The organism is Mesorhizobium sp. YIM 152430, assembly GCF_029210365.1.
Classification (GTDB): domain Bacteria; phylum Pseudomonadota; class Alphaproteobacteria; order Rhizobiales; family Rhizobiaceae; genus Aliihoeflea.
Window position 1 is genome coordinate 77,238 of sequence record NZ_JARGES010000015.1, and the last position, 16,287, is coordinate 93,524.

At 64.7% G+C, this 16,287-nt stretch carries 14 protein-coding genes; 5 read left to right on the forward strand and 9 right to left on the reverse strand.

Going from position 1 to position 16,287, the window contains the following annotated elements; genetic code table 11:
• Nucleotides 1–172: 172 nt before the first annotated feature.
• The gene (locus tag PZ895_RS01145; RefSeq protein WP_275837448.1) at nucleotides 173–3,856 is read left to right on the forward strand and encodes a hydantoinase B/oxoprolinase family protein; all 3,684 of its coding nucleotides are present in this window, start codon (nucleotides 173–175) and stop codon (nucleotides 3,854–3,856) included.
• Nucleotides 3,857–3,859: 3 nt separating this feature from the next.
• Here the strand turns inward: PZ895_RS01145 and PZ895_RS01150 are convergent, their stop codons facing one another.
• The gene (locus tag PZ895_RS01150) at nucleotides 3,860–5,218 is read right to left on the reverse strand and encodes a serine hydrolase (RefSeq protein WP_275837190.1); all 1,359 of its coding nucleotides are present in this window, start codon (nucleotides 5,216–5,218) and stop codon (nucleotides 3,860–3,862) included.
• 180 nt (nucleotides 5,219–5,398) lie between these two features.
• Here PZ895_RS01150 and PZ895_RS01155 point away from each other — a divergent pair, with 180 nt between their 5' ends.
• Nucleotides 5,399–6,232, forward strand: coding sequence for a GH25 family lysozyme (locus tag PZ895_RS01155; protein WP_275837191.1), 834 nt, complete (start codon nucleotides 5,399–5,401; stop codon nucleotides 6,230–6,232).
• 3 nt (nucleotides 6,233–6,235) lie between these two features.
• On the opposite strand, the gene PZ895_RS01160 is transcribed toward PZ895_RS01155, so the two are convergent.
• Entirely contained in the window at nucleotides 6,236–6,739 is a 504-nt protein-coding gene (locus PZ895_RS01160) for a hypothetical protein (RefSeq protein ID WP_275837192.1), read from the reverse strand.
• Between the two features lie 110 nt (nucleotides 6,740–6,849).
• A complete protein-coding gene (locus PZ895_RS01165) occupies nucleotides 6,850–8,070 on the reverse strand; it encodes an alanine racemase (protein WP_275837193.1) in 1,221 nt (406 codons plus the stop codon).
• A 153-nt stretch (nucleotides 8,071–8,223) separates the two neighbouring features.
• Here PZ895_RS01165 and PZ895_RS01170 point away from each other — a divergent pair, with 153 nt between their 5' ends.
• Nucleotides 8,224–9,144 carry a DMT family transporter gene (locus PZ895_RS01170; RefSeq protein ID WP_275837194.1) on the forward strand — a complete coding sequence of 307 codons (921 nt, stop codon included), beginning with the start codon at nucleotides 8,224–8,226 and terminating at the stop codon, nucleotides 9,142–9,144.
• Nucleotides 9,145–9,500: 356 nt separating this feature from the next.
• Here PZ895_RS01170 and metF read toward each other — a convergent pair whose 3' ends face one another.
• Both metF and PZ895_RS01180 read right to left on the reverse strand, forming a co-directional pair.
• On the reverse strand, nucleotides 9,501–10,412 hold the full coding sequence (gene metF / locus PZ895_RS01175) for a methylenetetrahydrofolate reductase [NAD(P)H] (RefSeq protein WP_275837195.1): 912 nt from the start codon (nucleotides 10,410–10,412) through the stop codon (nucleotides 9,501–9,503).
• On the reverse strand, nucleotides 10,412–11,437 hold the full coding sequence (locus PZ895_RS01180) for a metalloregulator ArsR/SmtB family transcription factor (protein WP_275837196.1): 1,026 nt from the start codon (nucleotides 11,435–11,437) through the stop codon (nucleotides 10,412–10,414). The genes metF and PZ895_RS01180 overlap by 1 nt, the downstream gene beginning before the upstream one ends.
• A 78-nt stretch (nucleotides 11,438–11,515) precedes the next feature.
• Here PZ895_RS01180 and tsaA point away from each other — a divergent pair, with 78 nt between their 5' ends.
• A complete protein-coding gene (tsaA, locus tag PZ895_RS01185) occupies nucleotides 11,516–12,019 on the forward strand; it encodes a tRNA (N6-threonylcarbamoyladenosine(37)-N6)-methyltransferase TrmO (RefSeq protein WP_275837197.1) in 504 nt (167 codons plus the stop codon).
• Nucleotides 12,016–12,333, forward strand: a complete 318-nt coding sequence (locus PZ895_RS01190; protein ID WP_275837198.1) for a DUF2293 domain-containing protein — start codon at nucleotides 12,016–12,018, stop codon at nucleotides 12,331–12,333. Before tsaA ends, PZ895_RS01190 begins: the two co-directional genes overlap by 4 nt.
• A 77-nt stretch (nucleotides 12,334–12,410) precedes the next feature.
• Here the strand turns inward: PZ895_RS01190 and PZ895_RS01195 are convergent, their stop codons facing one another.
• From PZ895_RS01195 to PZ895_RS01210, 4 genes are all read right to left on the reverse strand, one after another.
• Nucleotides 12,411–13,025, reverse strand: coding sequence for an MOSC domain-containing protein (locus tag PZ895_RS01195; protein ID WP_275837199.1), 615 nt, complete (start codon nucleotides 13,023–13,025; stop codon nucleotides 12,411–12,413).
• A gap of 94 nt (nucleotides 13,026–13,119) precedes the next feature.
• Nucleotides 13,120–14,241, reverse strand: coding sequence for a beta-ketoacyl-ACP synthase III (locus PZ895_RS01200; protein WP_275837200.1), 1,122 nt, complete (start codon nucleotides 14,239–14,241; stop codon nucleotides 13,120–13,122).
• A gap of 197 nt (nucleotides 14,242–14,438) precedes the next feature.
• Nucleotides 14,439–14,822 carry a response regulator gene (locus tag PZ895_RS01205; protein ID WP_275837201.1) on the reverse strand — a complete coding sequence of 128 codons (384 nt, stop codon included), beginning with the start codon at nucleotides 14,820–14,822 and terminating at the stop codon, nucleotides 14,439–14,441.
• On the reverse strand, nucleotides 14,812–16,281 hold the full coding sequence (locus PZ895_RS01210; protein ID WP_275837202.1) for an HWE histidine kinase domain-containing protein: 1,470 nt from the start codon (nucleotides 16,279–16,281) through the stop codon (nucleotides 14,812–14,814). Before PZ895_RS01210 ends, PZ895_RS01205 begins: the two co-directional genes overlap by 11 nt.
• Nucleotides 16,282–16,287 lie beyond the last annotated feature (6 nt).

Below are 16,287 nucleotides of genomic sequence, written 5' to 3' on the forward strand. Positions count from 1 at the left end.
GCCGTAGCAGGCGTTCGGGATAGAAATGCCTGGTCGGCGGGATCGTTTCGTAACGTTGAATGACTCGGTGTTACAGCGACCGGTGAAGTAAGCCCGGTGCCCGTTGCCCCCCGCACGAAAGCCGACTACCACCAGACGCGAAACCAAGAGGGAGTTGGCCATGCCGGGTATGATGTCGGGACGCTGGGATTTCTGGATCGATCGTGGCGGCACGTTCACCGACGTCATCGGCCGCGACCCTGACGGCAACCTTCATGCGCGCAAGCTCCTCTCCGAAAACCCGGAAGCCTATCGCGACGCCGCCATCCAGGGCATCCGCGACCTGATCGGCGTCGAGAAGGGCGCGCCGATCCCGGCCGGGCGCGTCGGCGACATCAAGATGGGAACGACGGTCGCGACCAATGCGCTTCTGGAGCGCAAGGGCGACCGGGTGCTGCTGCTGATCACCAGGGGATTCCGCGACGCCCTGAAGATCGCCTATCAGGCGCGGCCGGACATCTTCGCCAAGGAGATCATCCTTCCCGAACAGCTCTATGAACGCGTGATCGAGGTGGACGAACGCGTGCGCGCGGATGGAACGGTCGAGGCGGAACCCGACCTGGGCTTGGTCGAAGCGGAACTCGCCAAGGCCCGCGCCGACGGCTTCGACGCCGTTGCGGTCGTCTTCATGCATTCGTGGAAATTCCCGGCCCATGAAGAGGCCGTGGCAGGGCTCTGCGAGAAGGCCGGCTTCGGCCAGATTTCCGTGTCGAATCGCGTCTCGCCCCTGATGAAACTCGTCGGACGCGGCGACACGACGGTGGTCGATGCGTATCTGTCGCCGATCCTCGCGCGCTACGTGGCGCAGGTCGCGGGGGAATTGGGTGCGACGCCATCGGCCGAAGGCCGCAAGCCCGACCGGGCGTCGGCCGGTCAGGCCAGCGAGCAAAGCGAGCGCTCCGCCGTGAGCCCGAGATTGATGTTCATGATGTCCTCCGGCGGCCTGACCGCTGCCGACAAGTTCCAGGGCAAGGACGCGTTGCTCTCCGGTCCGGCCGGCGGCGTCGTCGGCATGGTGGAGACGGCGAAGCTCGCCGGCTTCGACAAGGTCATTGGCTTCGACATGGGCGGCACGTCCACCGACGTCGCCCATTATGACGGTGAATATGAGCGCGCCTTCGACACCGAGGTCGCGGGCGTGCGCGTGCGTGCGCCGATGACGCGCATTCATACGGTCGCCGCCGGCGGCGGCTCGATCCTGCATTTCGAGGCCGGCCGGTTCCAGGTCGGCCCGGATTCGGCCGGCGCCAATCCCGGCCCTGCCTGCTACCGGCGCGGCGGGCCGCTCGCCGTCACCGACGCGAATGTCATGCTGGGCAAGCTCGTGCCCGACTATTTTCCGGCGATCTTCGGCCCGAACCAGGACGAGAGACTGGATACCGATGTCGTCCATGCGCATTTCGCGGACCTTGCTGAACGGGCTGGCGACGGCCGCACGCCGGAAGCCGTTGCCGAAGGCTTCGTCACCATCGCGGTCGAGAACATGGCCAACGCCATCAAGAAGATTTCGGTGCAGCGCGGCTACGACGTCACCGAATATCTGCTCAACTGCTTCGGCGGCGCGGGGGGCCAGCACGCCTGCCTCGTCGCCGACGCGCTCGGCATGGAAGCGGTGCTCGTCCACCCGTTCTCCGGCCTGCTCTCGGCCTATGGCATCGGCCTCTCATCCGTCTTCGCCTCGCGCCAGCAGGCGCTGGTCAAGCCGCTCGACGACACCGCGCGCGGCGACATCGATGCAACGATCGACGATCTGCGCAAGGCCGTCTTCGCCGAGCTTGCCGAACAGGGAATAAGCGAGGCGGACCTGTCCTGGCGGCCGATCCTTCAGATTCGATACGACGGCACCGACACCGCCCTGCCCGTTCCCTTCGAAGGCTCGCTGGATGAGGCCCGCAAGGCATTCGAGATCGCGCACAAGGCGCAGTTCGGCTTCGTCTACGACAACAAACCGATGATCGTGGAAGCAATCAGCGTCGAGGGCCAGGACGCGCGCGCGGCCCACCGCGACGAGGCGGATGTGGCGGCCGAAGACGCCATCGCGTCGACCGACGAGCGCCGGCGCATGTTCTGCGAAGGCACCTGGCACGACGCCGGTGTCTATCGCCGCGAGGGGCTGGCTCCCGGCAACAGGGTCACCGGGCCGGCTCTGATCATCGAGAGCCACCAGACCATCGTCGTCGAGCCGGGCTGGCAGGCTGAGATCACGCCGAAGAACCATGTCCTGATGCGCCGCGTCGAGAAGAAGCGGCGGCTGGCAGCGCTCGGCACGGAAGCCGACCCGGTCATGCTGGAGGTCTTCAACAACCTCTTCATGTCGATCGCCGAACAGATGGGCGTGACGCTCCAGAACACGGCCTATTCGGTCAACATCAAGGAACGGCTGGACTTTTCCTGCGCGGTCTTCGACCGCACCGGCGCTCTCGTCGCCAACGCGCCGCACATGCCGGTGCATCTGGGCTCGATGGACCGCTCGGTGGAGACGATCATCCGGCTGAACGAGGGCGACATCCGTCCGGGCGACGTCTTCGCGCTGAACGCACCCTATAATGGCGGCACGCACCTGCCCGACATCACGGTGGTGACTCCGGTGTTCGACGATGCAGGCAAGGAAATCCTCTTCTACTCCGCCTCGCGCGGCCACCATGCCGATGTCGGCGGCACGGCGCCGGGCTCGATGACGCCGCTCGCGACCACCGTCGACGAGGAAGGCGTGCTGTTCGACAATTTCCGCATCGTCGAGCGTGGCCGGTTCCGTGAAAAGGAACTGCACGACCTTTTGACCGACCATCCCTACCCGGCCCGCAACCCGCACCAGAACATCGCCGACCTGAAGGCGCAGATCGCCGCCAACGAGAAGGGCGTCGCCGAACTGCGCAAGATGGTGACCCATTTCGGGCTCGACGTGGTCGAAGCCTATATGGGCCATGTGCAGGACAACGCGGCCGAAAGCGTCGCCCGCGTCCTCGAACGCTTGCCCGACATGTCGGAATACGAGTATCCGACGGACACCGGCCAGGCGATCAGGGTGAAGATCACCGTCGACCGCGACAGGCGCGAGGCGACGGTCGACTTCACCGGCACATCGCCGGTCATGAAGAACAATTTCAACGCGCCGGAACCGGTCGCGCGCGCGGCGGTGCTCTACGCCTTCCGGGTGATGGTCGAAAACAACATCCCGATGAACGCGGGCTGCCTGCGGCCGATCAACATCATCATCCCCGATGGCTGCATGTTGCGTCCCGCCTATCCGGCGGCCGTCGTCGCCGGCAATGTCGAAACGTCCCAGCATGTGACCAACGCCATGTTCGGCGCGATGGGCGCGCTTGCCAATGCGCAAGGCACGATGAACAACCTGACCTTCGGCAACACGCAATACCAGTATTACGAGACGATCTGCTCCGGCTCACCGGCCGGCCGCATGAATGACGGCCGCGGCTTTGGCGGCACGTCCGGCGTTCACACTCACATGACGAACTCGCGCCTCACCGACCCCGAAGTGCTGGAACTGCGCTTCCCCGTCCTGCTCGAGGATTTCCACATCCGCGAGAATTCAGGGGGAACGGGCAAATGGAACGCCGGCAACGGCACGCGCCGCACCATCCGGTTCCTCGAAAAGATGGAATGCGCGATCCTTTCCTCCCACCGCTCCCACCCGCCCCGCGGCGTCGAAGGCGGCGGCGATGGGAAGGTCGGCAGAACGGAAGTGCGCCGGCTGTCGGGCGAGGTCGAGACCCTGAAAGCCTGCGACCAGACCGTTCTCGAAGCAGGCGAAGCGGTGATCGTGACGACGCCGACGGCGGGCGGGTTCGGGCGGTAGTTCCTACGCGCCCGCCGCGACCAGTGCCGCGATCATCGGTGCCGGCGAATAGTCGAGGCTGGATGGCGTGAGGCCGAGACGCAGCACGATCAGACTGCGCGACGGGATGATCGCCATCGACTGCCCGTCATGGCCGCGCAGCCAATAGGTGTCGGCGGGCAACTCGGCCTGGCGACCGCGGCCGGGTCCGGCGAACCAGAGCTGGCCGCGGCCATAAACGCCGTTGGAAGCGGGAGCGGCTTCGCGCATCCAGTCGACATATCCGGCGGGCAGGATCTGTTCGCCGTTCCACTCGCCGTCCTGAAGCAGGAACTGGCCGAAGCGCGCCCAGTCGCGCGCGGTGGCATAGAGATAGGACGAGCCGACGAAGGTGCCGCTGGCGTCGGTTTCGAGAACGGCGCTTTCCATGCCGAGCGGGCCGAACAGCGCGCGGCGCGGCCAGCCGAGCGCCTGCTGAGGGTCGTCGAAGCGATCCTGCCACAGACGCGACAGGATCACGCTCGTACCGCTCGAATAGCTGAAATCCTCGCCATGCGGGTGGATAAGCGGCTTGGCCGCGGCAAAGCGGGCCATGTCGGATTCGAGATAGAGCATCCGCGTGACATCGGCGACGGCGCCGTAGTCCTCGTTGAACTCGAGCCCGCTCGACATCGCCATCAGATCGGCGAGCGTGATGGTTCCGCGATCATCGGACCAGTCGGCGTGCAACGAAGCGGCATCGCGCGCGAGGCGGTTGTCGAGCGTTCCGAGAATGGCGGCGGTCACGGTCTTGGTCATCGACCAGCCGAGCAGCGGCGTCGCGGCCGAGAATCCCTCGCCATAGCGCTCGCCGACGATCTGCCCGTCGCGCACGACGACCACGGCGCGCATTCCCGGACCGACCATGTCCGCATCGTCGAGGATCGCGGCGACTGCCGGGTCTTCGGCGGCCACGGTTTCGCCTGCCGGCCATGGCGCGGCCTCGTCGCGCTCTGCCGTCTCGACCCGGGCTGAAGCACCGAGCGCGGGGACACGCTCGATCGCGCCCGCCGGAACGCTCGCGCAGCCGAGCCCTTCGCGGTGAACGGCCTGATTGCGCCCGAAAAGACCGAGCAGCGCAGCCGAGACGGTTTCGCGTTCCCGGTCGACATTGACCGAGATGAAGCCGAGCAGCGGATGGCCGGGTGCCTGGACGTCGACGGCCAGAACCTCCTGCGGATCGCGCCCGGCGATGAAGACGTTGGAACAGACGATCTTGGCGGTATAGCCCGTTCCGACGCGGATCAGGTCCGGCGGCGCGAAATAGAGCCAGCCGGCCAGCCCGGTCATCGCAATGAGAACGAGAACCAGGGCGCCCTTGAGCATCTTCACCAAAAGCCGCATCGAATCCCTCCCCGCGGACATAACGGCCGTGAATTCATCGCGTCGGCGAATGGAAAGCAAGTGTTGCCGCAGGGTCATCGCGCGCGGATCGACCCGTTGTTAACGTGGCCTCAACCATGTGAGCCCGATCTTTCGCGGATACGAATCGCCGGCGCCGTCCGGCCAGCACCCGGATTTTTCATGCGCGCACTCATCGCAGCCCTTCTCGCCGCAACGCTCGCCGGCTGCTCCTCGACGGGGCTCGACCTCGCCGCCATCGCGCCGACCGCGGCGAACGCTTCGCCGGCGGCAATGGCCGTGGATGCGCCCGTCATGGTGACCAATCCGCGCTTCGGCGACCGCAAGCCGGTCGACTGGAAGGGCAAGACGCCCTGGTCCTACGCGGTCCACGGCACCGACGTCTCGCGCTACCAGAGCGACATCGACTGGCCGACGGCGAAGGCGGCCGGTATCTCCTTCGCCTTCATCAAGGCAACCGAAGGCGGCGACCGCGTCGATCCGATGTTCGCGCAGAACTGGGCCGCGACGCGGGCCAACGGCATCCCGCGCTCGGCCTACCATTTCTACTATTTCTGCCGGCCGGCGATCGAGCAGGCTGAGTGGTTCATCCGCAACGTGCCGAAGGAGGCAGGCACCCTGCCCCACGTCCTCGACATGGAATGGAACCACCTTTCGCCCTCCTGCAAGCTTCGGCCGAACTGGCAGGTCGTCCACCGCGAGATGAAGGTGTTCCTCGACGCGATCGAACGCCATTACGGCCAGCGTCCGATCATCTACACCTCGGTCGATTTCTACGAGGACAACCGGCTCGCCAGCTTCAAGGGCTACGACTGGTGGCTGCGCTCGGTCGCCGCACATCCGCACGACCGCTATGGCGGCGAAAACTTCCTGTTCTGGCAGTATACGGGCACCGGCATCGTGCCGGGCAAGACTGGCGACGCCGACATCAACGTCTTCAACGGCTCCGTGCGCCAGTGGCGCGACTGGGTGGCGAGGAACACGTCGACGAGTTGAGCGTCAGCTCCGCGTGCGCAACTCGCAGCGGCGCCAGAACTTCGCGCCTTCGCTGGCCGGCATGACGTTGAGCCCCCGCACCGGGAAGCCGCCATTGCTGTAGACCCAGTTGGCGATGTCGTGGGAATGCTCGGGATCGTGCCGGCGGATGCGCTCCCATTTGCGCACGCCGCCCAGGTCCTGCGCGCGAAAGACGCTGGCCTTGTGAAAGCCGAAGGTGGCGCGCTTGGTGATGCAGACGCGTTCGCGCGCGACGTCGGCGAAGATCGCGCAGGCCGAGGCGCACTGGCCGTCGATCACGACGCGCTTGCCGCTACGGCGGATTTCCTTGGCGGCGGCGAGGAACTTGCGCACGTCGCCGCCCGGATTGTCGCGGATGATGCAGGTATTGCCCCGGCAGGCGCCGAAGACGGATTCATAGGCGGAACCGCGCGATTGCGCATGGGAAATTGAACTCGTCGCCAAGAGTGCGACGAAGGCGGCCGCAATCGCCAGTGATAGCTGCATTCCAAGACCCCGCATTTGGTCCGACATGTCCCTGCGGCATCATCACGACATGGAGAGCGCGTTTCTCCAATTAACTTTTATCTATTTGAACGAAATGTGATCGGGAGCGCTCAATCGGCCATCGTTTCGAGGCTTGCAAATCCTTCCGGCGCGCTCCCCTCGTCGAACGGCGTCGCCACCTCGACGAAGGTGTCGGGATAAAAGCCGTTGAAGCGCGTGCGCAGCGACAGCGAATAGGCGCCGATATGGCCGATCTCGATCCAGTCGCCCGTATCGACCGTTTCGGGCAGCCAGAACGGCCGCGACAGGATGTCGACCGAATCGCAGGTCGCGCCGCAGACCTTGAACGGCACGATGTTCTCCGCCTTGCCGTTGCGCGAGCGGATCGCCGGGTCGGGAATGAAGCGCGCCGGCAGCGTGATCTTGCCGGTCCATGAATCCGACAGCGACGCCCAGATGCCGTCATTGATGTAGAGCCGGCGGCCCTTGCGCAAAAGGACGCGCACGATGAGCGAAAAGGCGCGCGCGACGATGACGCGGCCGGGTTCGGCGACGAGCGGCACGTCCGAAAAGCCCCATTCGTCGATGTCGTTGCGCAGCCGCGACATCAATTGCCCGAGCGAAGGCATGACGGGCTTCTTGCGGTTAGGGTCATGGCCGTATTCGGCCGGGAACCCGCCGCCGACATCGAGCCCGGCGATCGGCACGCCGCAGCGGTTGCGCACCCAGTCGGCCGAAGCAAGGGCGCGCTCATAGGTGTCGGGGTCCTCGATCTGGCTGCCGACATGGAAGCAGATGCCGACCTTGTAGCCCTGCCGGTGCAGGCGCTGCATCAGTTCCACCGCTGCCGCCGGCCCCGCCCCGAACTTCTTCGACAGTTCATAGGCAGCGCTGCCCTTGGTCTGGATGCGCACGAAGACGGTGATCTGGCCCGGATCGATGTCGAGCGCGCGCACCACGCGCGTCAGCTTGGTGATCTCGTCCTCATGGTCGAGCGAGATGACGCGGATGCCGTAGGTTTCGAGCGCCAGCCGGATGTCGGACTGCGCCTTGACCGGGTGCATGTAGAGCATCTCGGCATCGGGCGCGACGCCGCGCACGGCGGCGAACTCGGCAGGCGAAGCCACGTCGAAGGCGTCGACGCCGATTTCCGACAGCGCCTTCAGCACCATCGGCTCGCCATTGGTCTTGACCGCATAGGCGGTCTTTCCGGGGAACATGCCCATGAACTGGCGCGCATCCTCCTTCAGGACGTCCGGCCGGAAGCAATAGACCGGATCGTCGGGACGAAGGGCGAGCGCGGCCTCGCGCGCATTGTCGAACTTCTGCATGGAATCTCCTGCGAACCTGGCCAGACCCTAACGCACGAGCATGACGGAGAGAACCGACACGCCCCGGCAAAGCGGTTGATAAGCTGGACCAAGCTTTTCGGGTGGCGGGCGTCGACGGCCGGGCGTAGGGAGCGGTTCAATGAGGAATTTCGCATGTCGACCGTCGCCATTTCCGCCCCGACCTACATGTCCTTTCGCGATTGGACGATGCTCGTCCTGCTCGGCCTTTTGTGGGGTGGATCGTTCTTTTTCGCCCGTGTCGCGGTGCTTGAGATCGACCCGCTCGTCCTCGTATTGCTGCGTGTTTCGATCGCGGCCGCCGCGCTCCACATCTATCTTTCCGTTCGCGGGCCGTCCTTCGCCACCGCTCTGCCCATGGCAGGCGCGTTTTTCGGCCTCGCCATGCTCAACAACGTCATCCCGTTCTCGCTGATGTTTTTCGGCCAGACCGAGCTGGGAGCCGGCCTCGCCTCGGTGCTGAACGCGACGACCCCGTTCTGGACGGTCATCCTCGCCAACGCCTTCACTGCCGACGAGAAACTGACCGGACGCAAGCTCGCCGGCATCGGTCTCGGCATCGCGGGAACGGCCGTGATGATCGGTCCCGGCCTCTTCGCCGGTCTCGGCGGTCCGGTATGGGCGAAGTTCGCCCTCGTCGGCACCGCGATGTCCTATGGCTGCGCGGCGATCTTCGCACGCCGGTTCCGCGCCCTTCCCGCGCCGATCGTCGCAACCGGCCAGTTGACGGCGTCGACGGTCGTCATGGTGCCCGTCGTGCTTTTGACGGGAGGGCTTGGAATGCTTGCCGACACGTCGCCGCAAGCCTGGGCCTCCGTCGTCGCGCTGGCGCTTTTATCGACCGCGATCGCCTACATCCTCTACTTCTCGCTGATCGCGTCTGCCGGCGCCACCAACGCGTCGCTGGTGACGCTGATCGTCCCCGTCTTCGCCATACTGCTCGGCGCACTCTTCCTTGCCGAAAGGCTGGCCTTGTTCGAACTGGCCGGCATGGCGCTGATCGGTTCGGGCCTCGTCGTCATCGACGGGCGCCTCTTGCGACGCAGGACGGACTGAAACGGCACAATTTCGACGCTTCGGCGTCTCATTTATGAACAGGTCGTTAAGCGCGGATTGCTGAATGAATTGAACGGGATGCCCATCACGGCAGGTCGCATTTTCTACAGACGTGTCGCATTGCAGCAATATTTCTTCTTGCTTGAATAGGGAACTCGCCTAGATTCCAGTCTCGCGAAGTCTGTAGAGGAGGCACCGCTTATGGGACTGGCCCGGCCTATCAACGCCTTGATGATTTGTGCTGCGTTTGCGTTCATCGGCGCCTTGGTCATGGGAATCGTCGTCTAGCGACGAGGAACCCGACAAGACCGATCAGACGACAAGGAAAGGCCGGGTTCGCCCGGCCTTTCTGCATTTCAGGCCGCGATGCTCGCCTCTTCGGCGCGCGGGCGTATGCCGATCAGGTGGCAGATCGCGAAGACGAGGTCGGCGCGGTTCATCGTGTAGAAGTGGAAATCGTCGACGCCGCGCTCGATCAGATCGAGCACCTGTTCGGCCGCGACCGCCGAGGCGATCAGCGCATGGGTCTGCGGATCGTTTTCGAGGCCGTCGAACCGGTCGGCGAGCCAGGCCGGCACATGCGCGCCGCAGCGTCCGGCAAAGCCGGCGACCTGTGCGAAATTGTGGATCGGCAGGATGCCCGGAACGATCGGTATGTAGATGCCGGCCCGGCGGACGCGCTCGACATAGCGCTCGTAGACGTCGTTGTCGAAGAAGAACTGGGTGATGGCGCGGGTGGCGCCGGCATCGACCTTGCGTTTCAACACATCGATGTCGGTGGCGAAATCGGCGCTTTCGGGGTGCTTTTCGGGATAGGCCGAGACCGAGACGTCGAACCCGCCGATGCCGCGCAGCGCGGCGACGAGTTCGGCGGTATTGCGATAGCCGTCGGGGTGCGGCCGGTAGACCGCGCCTACGCCCTCGGCCGGATCGCCGCGCAGCGCGACGAAGCGGCGGACGCCGAGAGCGGCGAACTCGCGGATCACCGCATCGACCTCGTCGCGGCTTGCATCGACGCAAGTCAGATGCGCGGCCGGTGCAAGCCCGCTCTCCTGGCTGAGCCGCGCTAAGGCGCGCGTCGTGCGCTCCCTGGTCGATCCGCCCGCACCATAGGTCACCGACACGAAATGGGGCGCCAGCGGTTCGAGCCGCGCGATCGTTTCCCAAAGGCGCGCTTCCATAACGTCATTCTTCGGCGGAAAGAACTCGAAGGAAACGTCGATACGGCTGCCGAGGTCGGAACGGCGGGAAAACTGGGAATCCTTCATCAGACGAGCGCCTTTTTCGATGTGGATTGGAAGGGAGAGGCGATTTCGACGCGCGGATCGCGCGCGATCCAGATTTTCACGGTCAGGCGCTGGTCCCCTGCGTGGTCATGCGGAACGGTCTCGTTCGCTTCGAGATCGAGACCCGCTTCGCCGAGCCAGTCGGCGATCTGCGCATCCGACACGCCCAGACGGACATGCGCGTGGTCCTCGCGCAGGAAATCGAGCGCGTGGGGGGCGAAATCGACGATCGCCAGCCGGCCGGCGGGCCGCAGCAGACGGGCCGCCTCGCGCACGGCAAGCGCCGGTTCCTCGAGATAGTGGAGAACCTGATGCATGGCGATCAGGTCGAAACTGTCGCGCTCGACCGGCGGGGCATAGAGGTCGCCGAGACGCACCTGCGCCTGGGTGATCCCCGCCTTGTCGAGATTGGCGCGGGCGACCGAAAGCATCTCGCGCGACAGGTCGATGCCGGTCGCGCGGCGATAGAGCGGCGCGAAGAGTTCCAGCATTCGGCCGGTGCCGGTGCCAAGGTCGAGCATCGCCTGGAACGGCTTCTTGCCGATCAGCCGCGTGAGCGTGGCTTCGACGGCCTTGTCCGGCGCATGGAGGGAACGCAGCCGGTCCCATTCGGCCGCGTTTGTGCTGAAATAGTCGCTCGCACGCGCCTGCCGGCGCTGCTTGACCGCGTCGAGCCGCTCCTGGTCGCGCTCGATGGTCGGGTCGGCGGCATCGAGCCGCGCGATCATCGCGGAGAGGAAGTCGCGCACCCAGTCGCTGTCCGACAGGCCGAAATAGGCCCAGGAACCTTCCTGGTAGCGCACGATCAGGTCCGATTCGAGCAGGAGTTTCAAATGGCGGGAGACGCGCGGTTGCGACTGGCCGAGGATTTCGGTCAGGTCCGACACGGTCAGATCGCCGCGTGACAGAAGCACGAGAATGCGCATCCGGCTGGATTCGGCCGCGGCCTTCAAGCTATCAACGAGCGAGGCCAGATTGATGGCTGGCGTGGACGGGGAGGCAATCATCGACGACTCCGACAAAGACATAAAGATATGTTTATGTATTTTCGCACGCTTGGCAAGAGTGCAGGCGAGGCTTTTTGCATGAACGCAATACGGGACAGTGAGGAAGCCCTGACTTTCGACCCGGTCGAATTGCCCGGCGACGGCCATGTCGTCTTCATCGGGCGCATCGCTTCGCCATGGGCTAGCCGGGCGGACTGCCCGAAGAACATGGCGGCCGCGCGGGACACCGGACGCCCGGCGCAGGCCATCGTCGATGAGGAATACCGCCGCGGCCTTCTTGGGCTGGAGAGTGCGAGCCACGTCATCCTTTTGACCTGGCTCGCCGATGCGGGGCGCAACCTCATCCGCCAGCGCCCGCGCCACAGGTCGGAGGCAACCGGAACCTTCGCCCTGCGCTCGCCGGTGCGGCCGAACCCGATCGGATTGCATGTCGTGCGCTTGCTGGGCGTGGACGAAATGAATGGCATCCTCGACCTCGAAGCGATCGATGTCCTCGACGGCACGCCGCTTCTCGACATCAAGCCCTATTTCGCCTCGACCGATGCGATGCCCGACGCGATCATGGCCAGGAGGGATGCGTGAAGCCCTCGACGGGCCGTCAGAAGGCACTGGCGAAGGCGCTCACCGCGCTCATTCCGCTGGCGCCGTTTTCAGACGCCGAAGCGATCCGCGAGGCCGCCGGCCAGCGCAAGCTGCGCGAACTGCCGCCTTCCATCGCCGTGTGGATCGCCACCGTCGCCCATGTCCGCCACGAGCACAGCGACTATGACGCGCTGCTCGACGAAGGCTACGATCGCGACTCCGCCCGGCATTTCGTCATCGACCAGATGAATGCCGTGCTGACGACCTGGCGGGCGACGCGGTTGGTGGAGGGGGATGAGGATGAAGGGGAGTAAGGGAGTAAGGGGGATCGCGCCTGGTCCGCGAAGGTCAAGCAGATTTACTCCACCTATTCCCCTACTCCCCTATTCCCTCACCTATACACCCACTGCTCCGGCACCCGCACCGACACCGCCTCGCCCGTCTCGATGACGCCCGGCTTCTCGATCCAGGCGACGAGGCCGCGCAGGCGGCGACCGAATTTAGGGAAGGCCAGTTCGCCGGCCTGAATATCCGGCATCCCAGCGTGCTCGGCAACCGAGCGGCCGGCGAGACGGCAAGGAACGTTCTGCCCGTCGACCTTGAGCGTCACGCCGCCCTTGAAGAACAGCATCGTGCCGGACGGCAGCATGGACAGGCGCGGCACGCCGTCGAGGACAAGATTGGCGCCGATCCATTCGGGCGCGATGCGCGCGATGCCCATGCTCTTGGCGATGGCGGCGAGCTCGTCGGTGGCGACGATCGACAATTGCCGCTCGTTGCGCATTTCGGTGCCACGCGGATACCACGGCTCGCGCCCGCCCGACCGCCGCGTCTCGCCATAGTGAACATCACCGACGACGCCGCGAAAGTCGAGCGTCAGCCCGTCGACCTTCTGCGTGACGAAATCTTGCCCCGGCGCCTGAAGGACAGCGGATACGGACCCGAGCAGCTTTCGTGCGGGATGGATTTCGGGTTCGTCGGCGCGGCGTTCGAACAATTCGGCCATGCTGTCTGTCTCCGGCTGGATGCGGCTAGGTGACAGAGTTCAGGCGCGAAATCCAGTAAATTGCCGCGATGGCCGCATTCGCTTCCCTGATGCGTCACATCATCCGAAGGAGTACGCCACCGATCGAATAGCCCGCACCGAAAGCGCATAGCAGGCCGAAATCGTTCGGCTGCATGTCGCGATGGTTCTGCTCGAGTGCGATGATCGCGCCGGCTGCGGCCGTGTTGCCGAGTTCCTCCAGAACCATCGGGGCGCGGTCGTGACCGACCTCGTGGCCGAAGGAGAGCTTCAGGATCATCGCGTTCATCCGCGCATTGGCCTGGTGCAGCCAGAAGCGGCGGATGTCCTGTGGCGTGTGGCCGTGTTCCTTCAGAAAATCGACGATGAAGCGATGGCCGGCCACGGTCACTTCCTTGAAGACCTTGTTGCCGACCTGCTTGATCATGTTGCCTTCCATCGGAACGGAAGACGGGTCTTCGAGGCCGGCCCGGTTGAGGAAGCCGAAATTTGTGCGGATGTTGTTGGAGAACTGGGTCCAGCTTCGCGTATCGACGATCTCGAAGCGGCCGCGCCGTTCCTCCGCTTCGTCGACGCCTTCGAGCAGAAGCGCCGTCGAGGCGTCGCCGAAGATGAAATGGGTCTGCCGGTCGCGGAAATTCAAGTGAGCGGTGATGATCTCGGGCGTGACGACGAGAACGCGGCGCTGCGCCCCGGTCCTGACGAGATTGAACGCCACATGGAGGCCGGCCACGGCCGACGAGCAGCCGAGGCTCATGTCGAAGGCGGCGCCCGATGTGCCGAGTGCCTTCTGGATTTCGATCGCCTGCGCGGGATAGGGCCGCTGCTGGTGAGCGGCAGCGCAGATCACCATGTCGATGTCGGCAGGATCGACCCCCGCATCGGCGATCGCCTTGCGGGCCGACTTCGCGCCGAACTCGGCCATGACCGACAAATCATCGTCGTCGCGCTCGGCGATGCGCGGCGTCATCCGGTGCGGGTCGAGAATGCCCTCGCGCGTGTGGACGTGCCGGTTCTTGACGCCCGACGCATAAACGATGAACTCGCTGTCGGATTTTGCCAACGGTTGCTCGCCGCGGGACACACGCTTCGGATTTTCGAGGTCGACCCAGGCGTTGAAGCTCTCGACCAGTTCGTCGTTGCTGATGGATTCGGAGGGAATCTCGATTCCGATGCCGCTGATGATGACGCGTTTCATGCTCGCTCGTTCGCCGGTTCGCCGGTCCCGATCAGGGACCAAGTCTAAAGCCGCACGCCTCTTCCCCCGCCGGCCGGAACTTTCAAGGTCGCGCAAGCACCTTTATGCCCGATTAAGCCGAGCAGGAAAATGGCGGCGATGCACCGCACAATCGCCGATCCGCACGCAGGATGTGACTTTCTCCACAGAAAGCGACCTCAGCGTTGCCGCACGGCCTTCACCAGGCTGCCGGACACGTCGTCCATCGTATAGGGCTTCTGCAGGATCGTGTTGCCGTGCCAGGCTTCCGGTAGGCCCGCCTGTCCGTAGCCGGTGGCAAAGATGATCGGGATGCCCTTGGTCGCCAGTTCCTCGGCGACGGGAAAGACCAGTTCTCCGGCAACGTTGACGTCAAGGATCGCGACGTCCGCCTGAAGCGCGTCGGCGAGCATCTCTTGCGCCCTGGCGACGCGCATCGCCGGCCCGACGATCGTGCAGCCCAGATCCGCCAGCATGTCTTCCAGGTTGAGCGCGACCAGCGCCTCGTCCTCGACGACGAAGACGCTCAATCCCTGAAGTTCGCTCGATGCGTCAATCGACATGCTTGACCCTGCCATAGGAGGAATAAGGAATGGTCAACACGCAGGCAAAGCCGTGCGGTTCGTAGCGGGTCTCGAAGGCGCCGTTCAGTTCGCCGCGCATGACGAGGCTCATCATCCGCGAGCCGAAGCCGCTGCGCGAGGGCGCCGTGACCGCGGGACCGCCGCTCTCGACCCAGTCGATCCGCAGTTCGCCATCGGCCTCGTCGACCCGCCAGGAAAGGTCGAGCCGCCCCTCCTCACCGCTCAGCGCTCCGTATTTTGCTGCGTTCGTCGACAGTTCGTGCAGGACCATGGCGACCGCGATGGTCGCCTTGGGGGTGAGCACCACGGCAGGCCCGGACGCGGCGATGCGCGTGCCGTCATAGTGGCTGAGTTCGTGGCAGACGAGCGACGCCATCGTCGTCGAATCCCACGCCGTCTGGGAAAGCAGATTGTGCGCCTTGGAGAGCGCGACCAGGCGGCCTTCGAAATCCTTGCGGGCTGTTGCCAGGTCCGGCGCGGCCCGCATGGTCTGCGCCGCGATCGATTGCACGGTCGCCAGCGTGTTCTTGACCCGATGGTTTAGTTCATCGAGCAGAAGCCTTTGATGCTTCAATGTCTTCACGGCTTCCGTGCGATCCATCCCCTGGACGAAGACGCCCGTGACCTCGCCATCGAGATTGCGCACGGCGTCATAGGAGAAGTCCAGATAGCGTTCCTGCAATTCTCCGTTTCCAGACTGGAGCAGCACGCGCGTGCCCTCGCCGCCGCGCGTTTCGCCGGTCGCATGGACATGGTCGAGCATTTCGATGAAGCCCTGTCCGCTGATCTCGGGCAAAGCCTGCGCGACCGTTTTTCCGATGACCTGTCGTCCGCCGACCAGGCGGATGTAGGAATCATTGGCGAACGCGAAAACATGATCGGGGCCCGTCAGAACCGCGATGAAGCCCGGTGCCTGCTCGAACATGCGCCGGAATTCCGCGCTTTCGGCTAGAAGATTTCGATGGGCGGTTTCGGCCTCGCGCGCGCGCTCGACAAGCTGCGTCTCGGGCGAATAGCTGCGATAGGGGAGCGATGCGACTTCGCGCAACCGCACCACGTCGGTCACGTCGACCGTGTTTTGCGCCAGATAAGCGACATCTCCTTTGTCGTCGGTCAGCGGCACATGGACAGCCGTCCAGTAGCGCTTCTCCATGCCGCCGCCCTGACTTTCCGGACGCGGAATATCGTAGGGAATATAGGCGATCGTGTCGGTCTCGCCCGTCGCGAACACGCGCTCGAAGGAAGCGCGCAACGCCTTTCCGCTCTCGCCTTCATTCGGAAAGACGTCGAAGAGCGACTGGCCCTCGATCTCGCCCAGCGACCGCATCACGGCCTTCTCATAGGCCGGATTCACCGCGACATAGCGATATTGCCTGTCGATGATCATGTAAGGGCTGGTGAGCCGATGGAAGAGTTGCTTGAAATCGATGTCCGGCATGTTTTC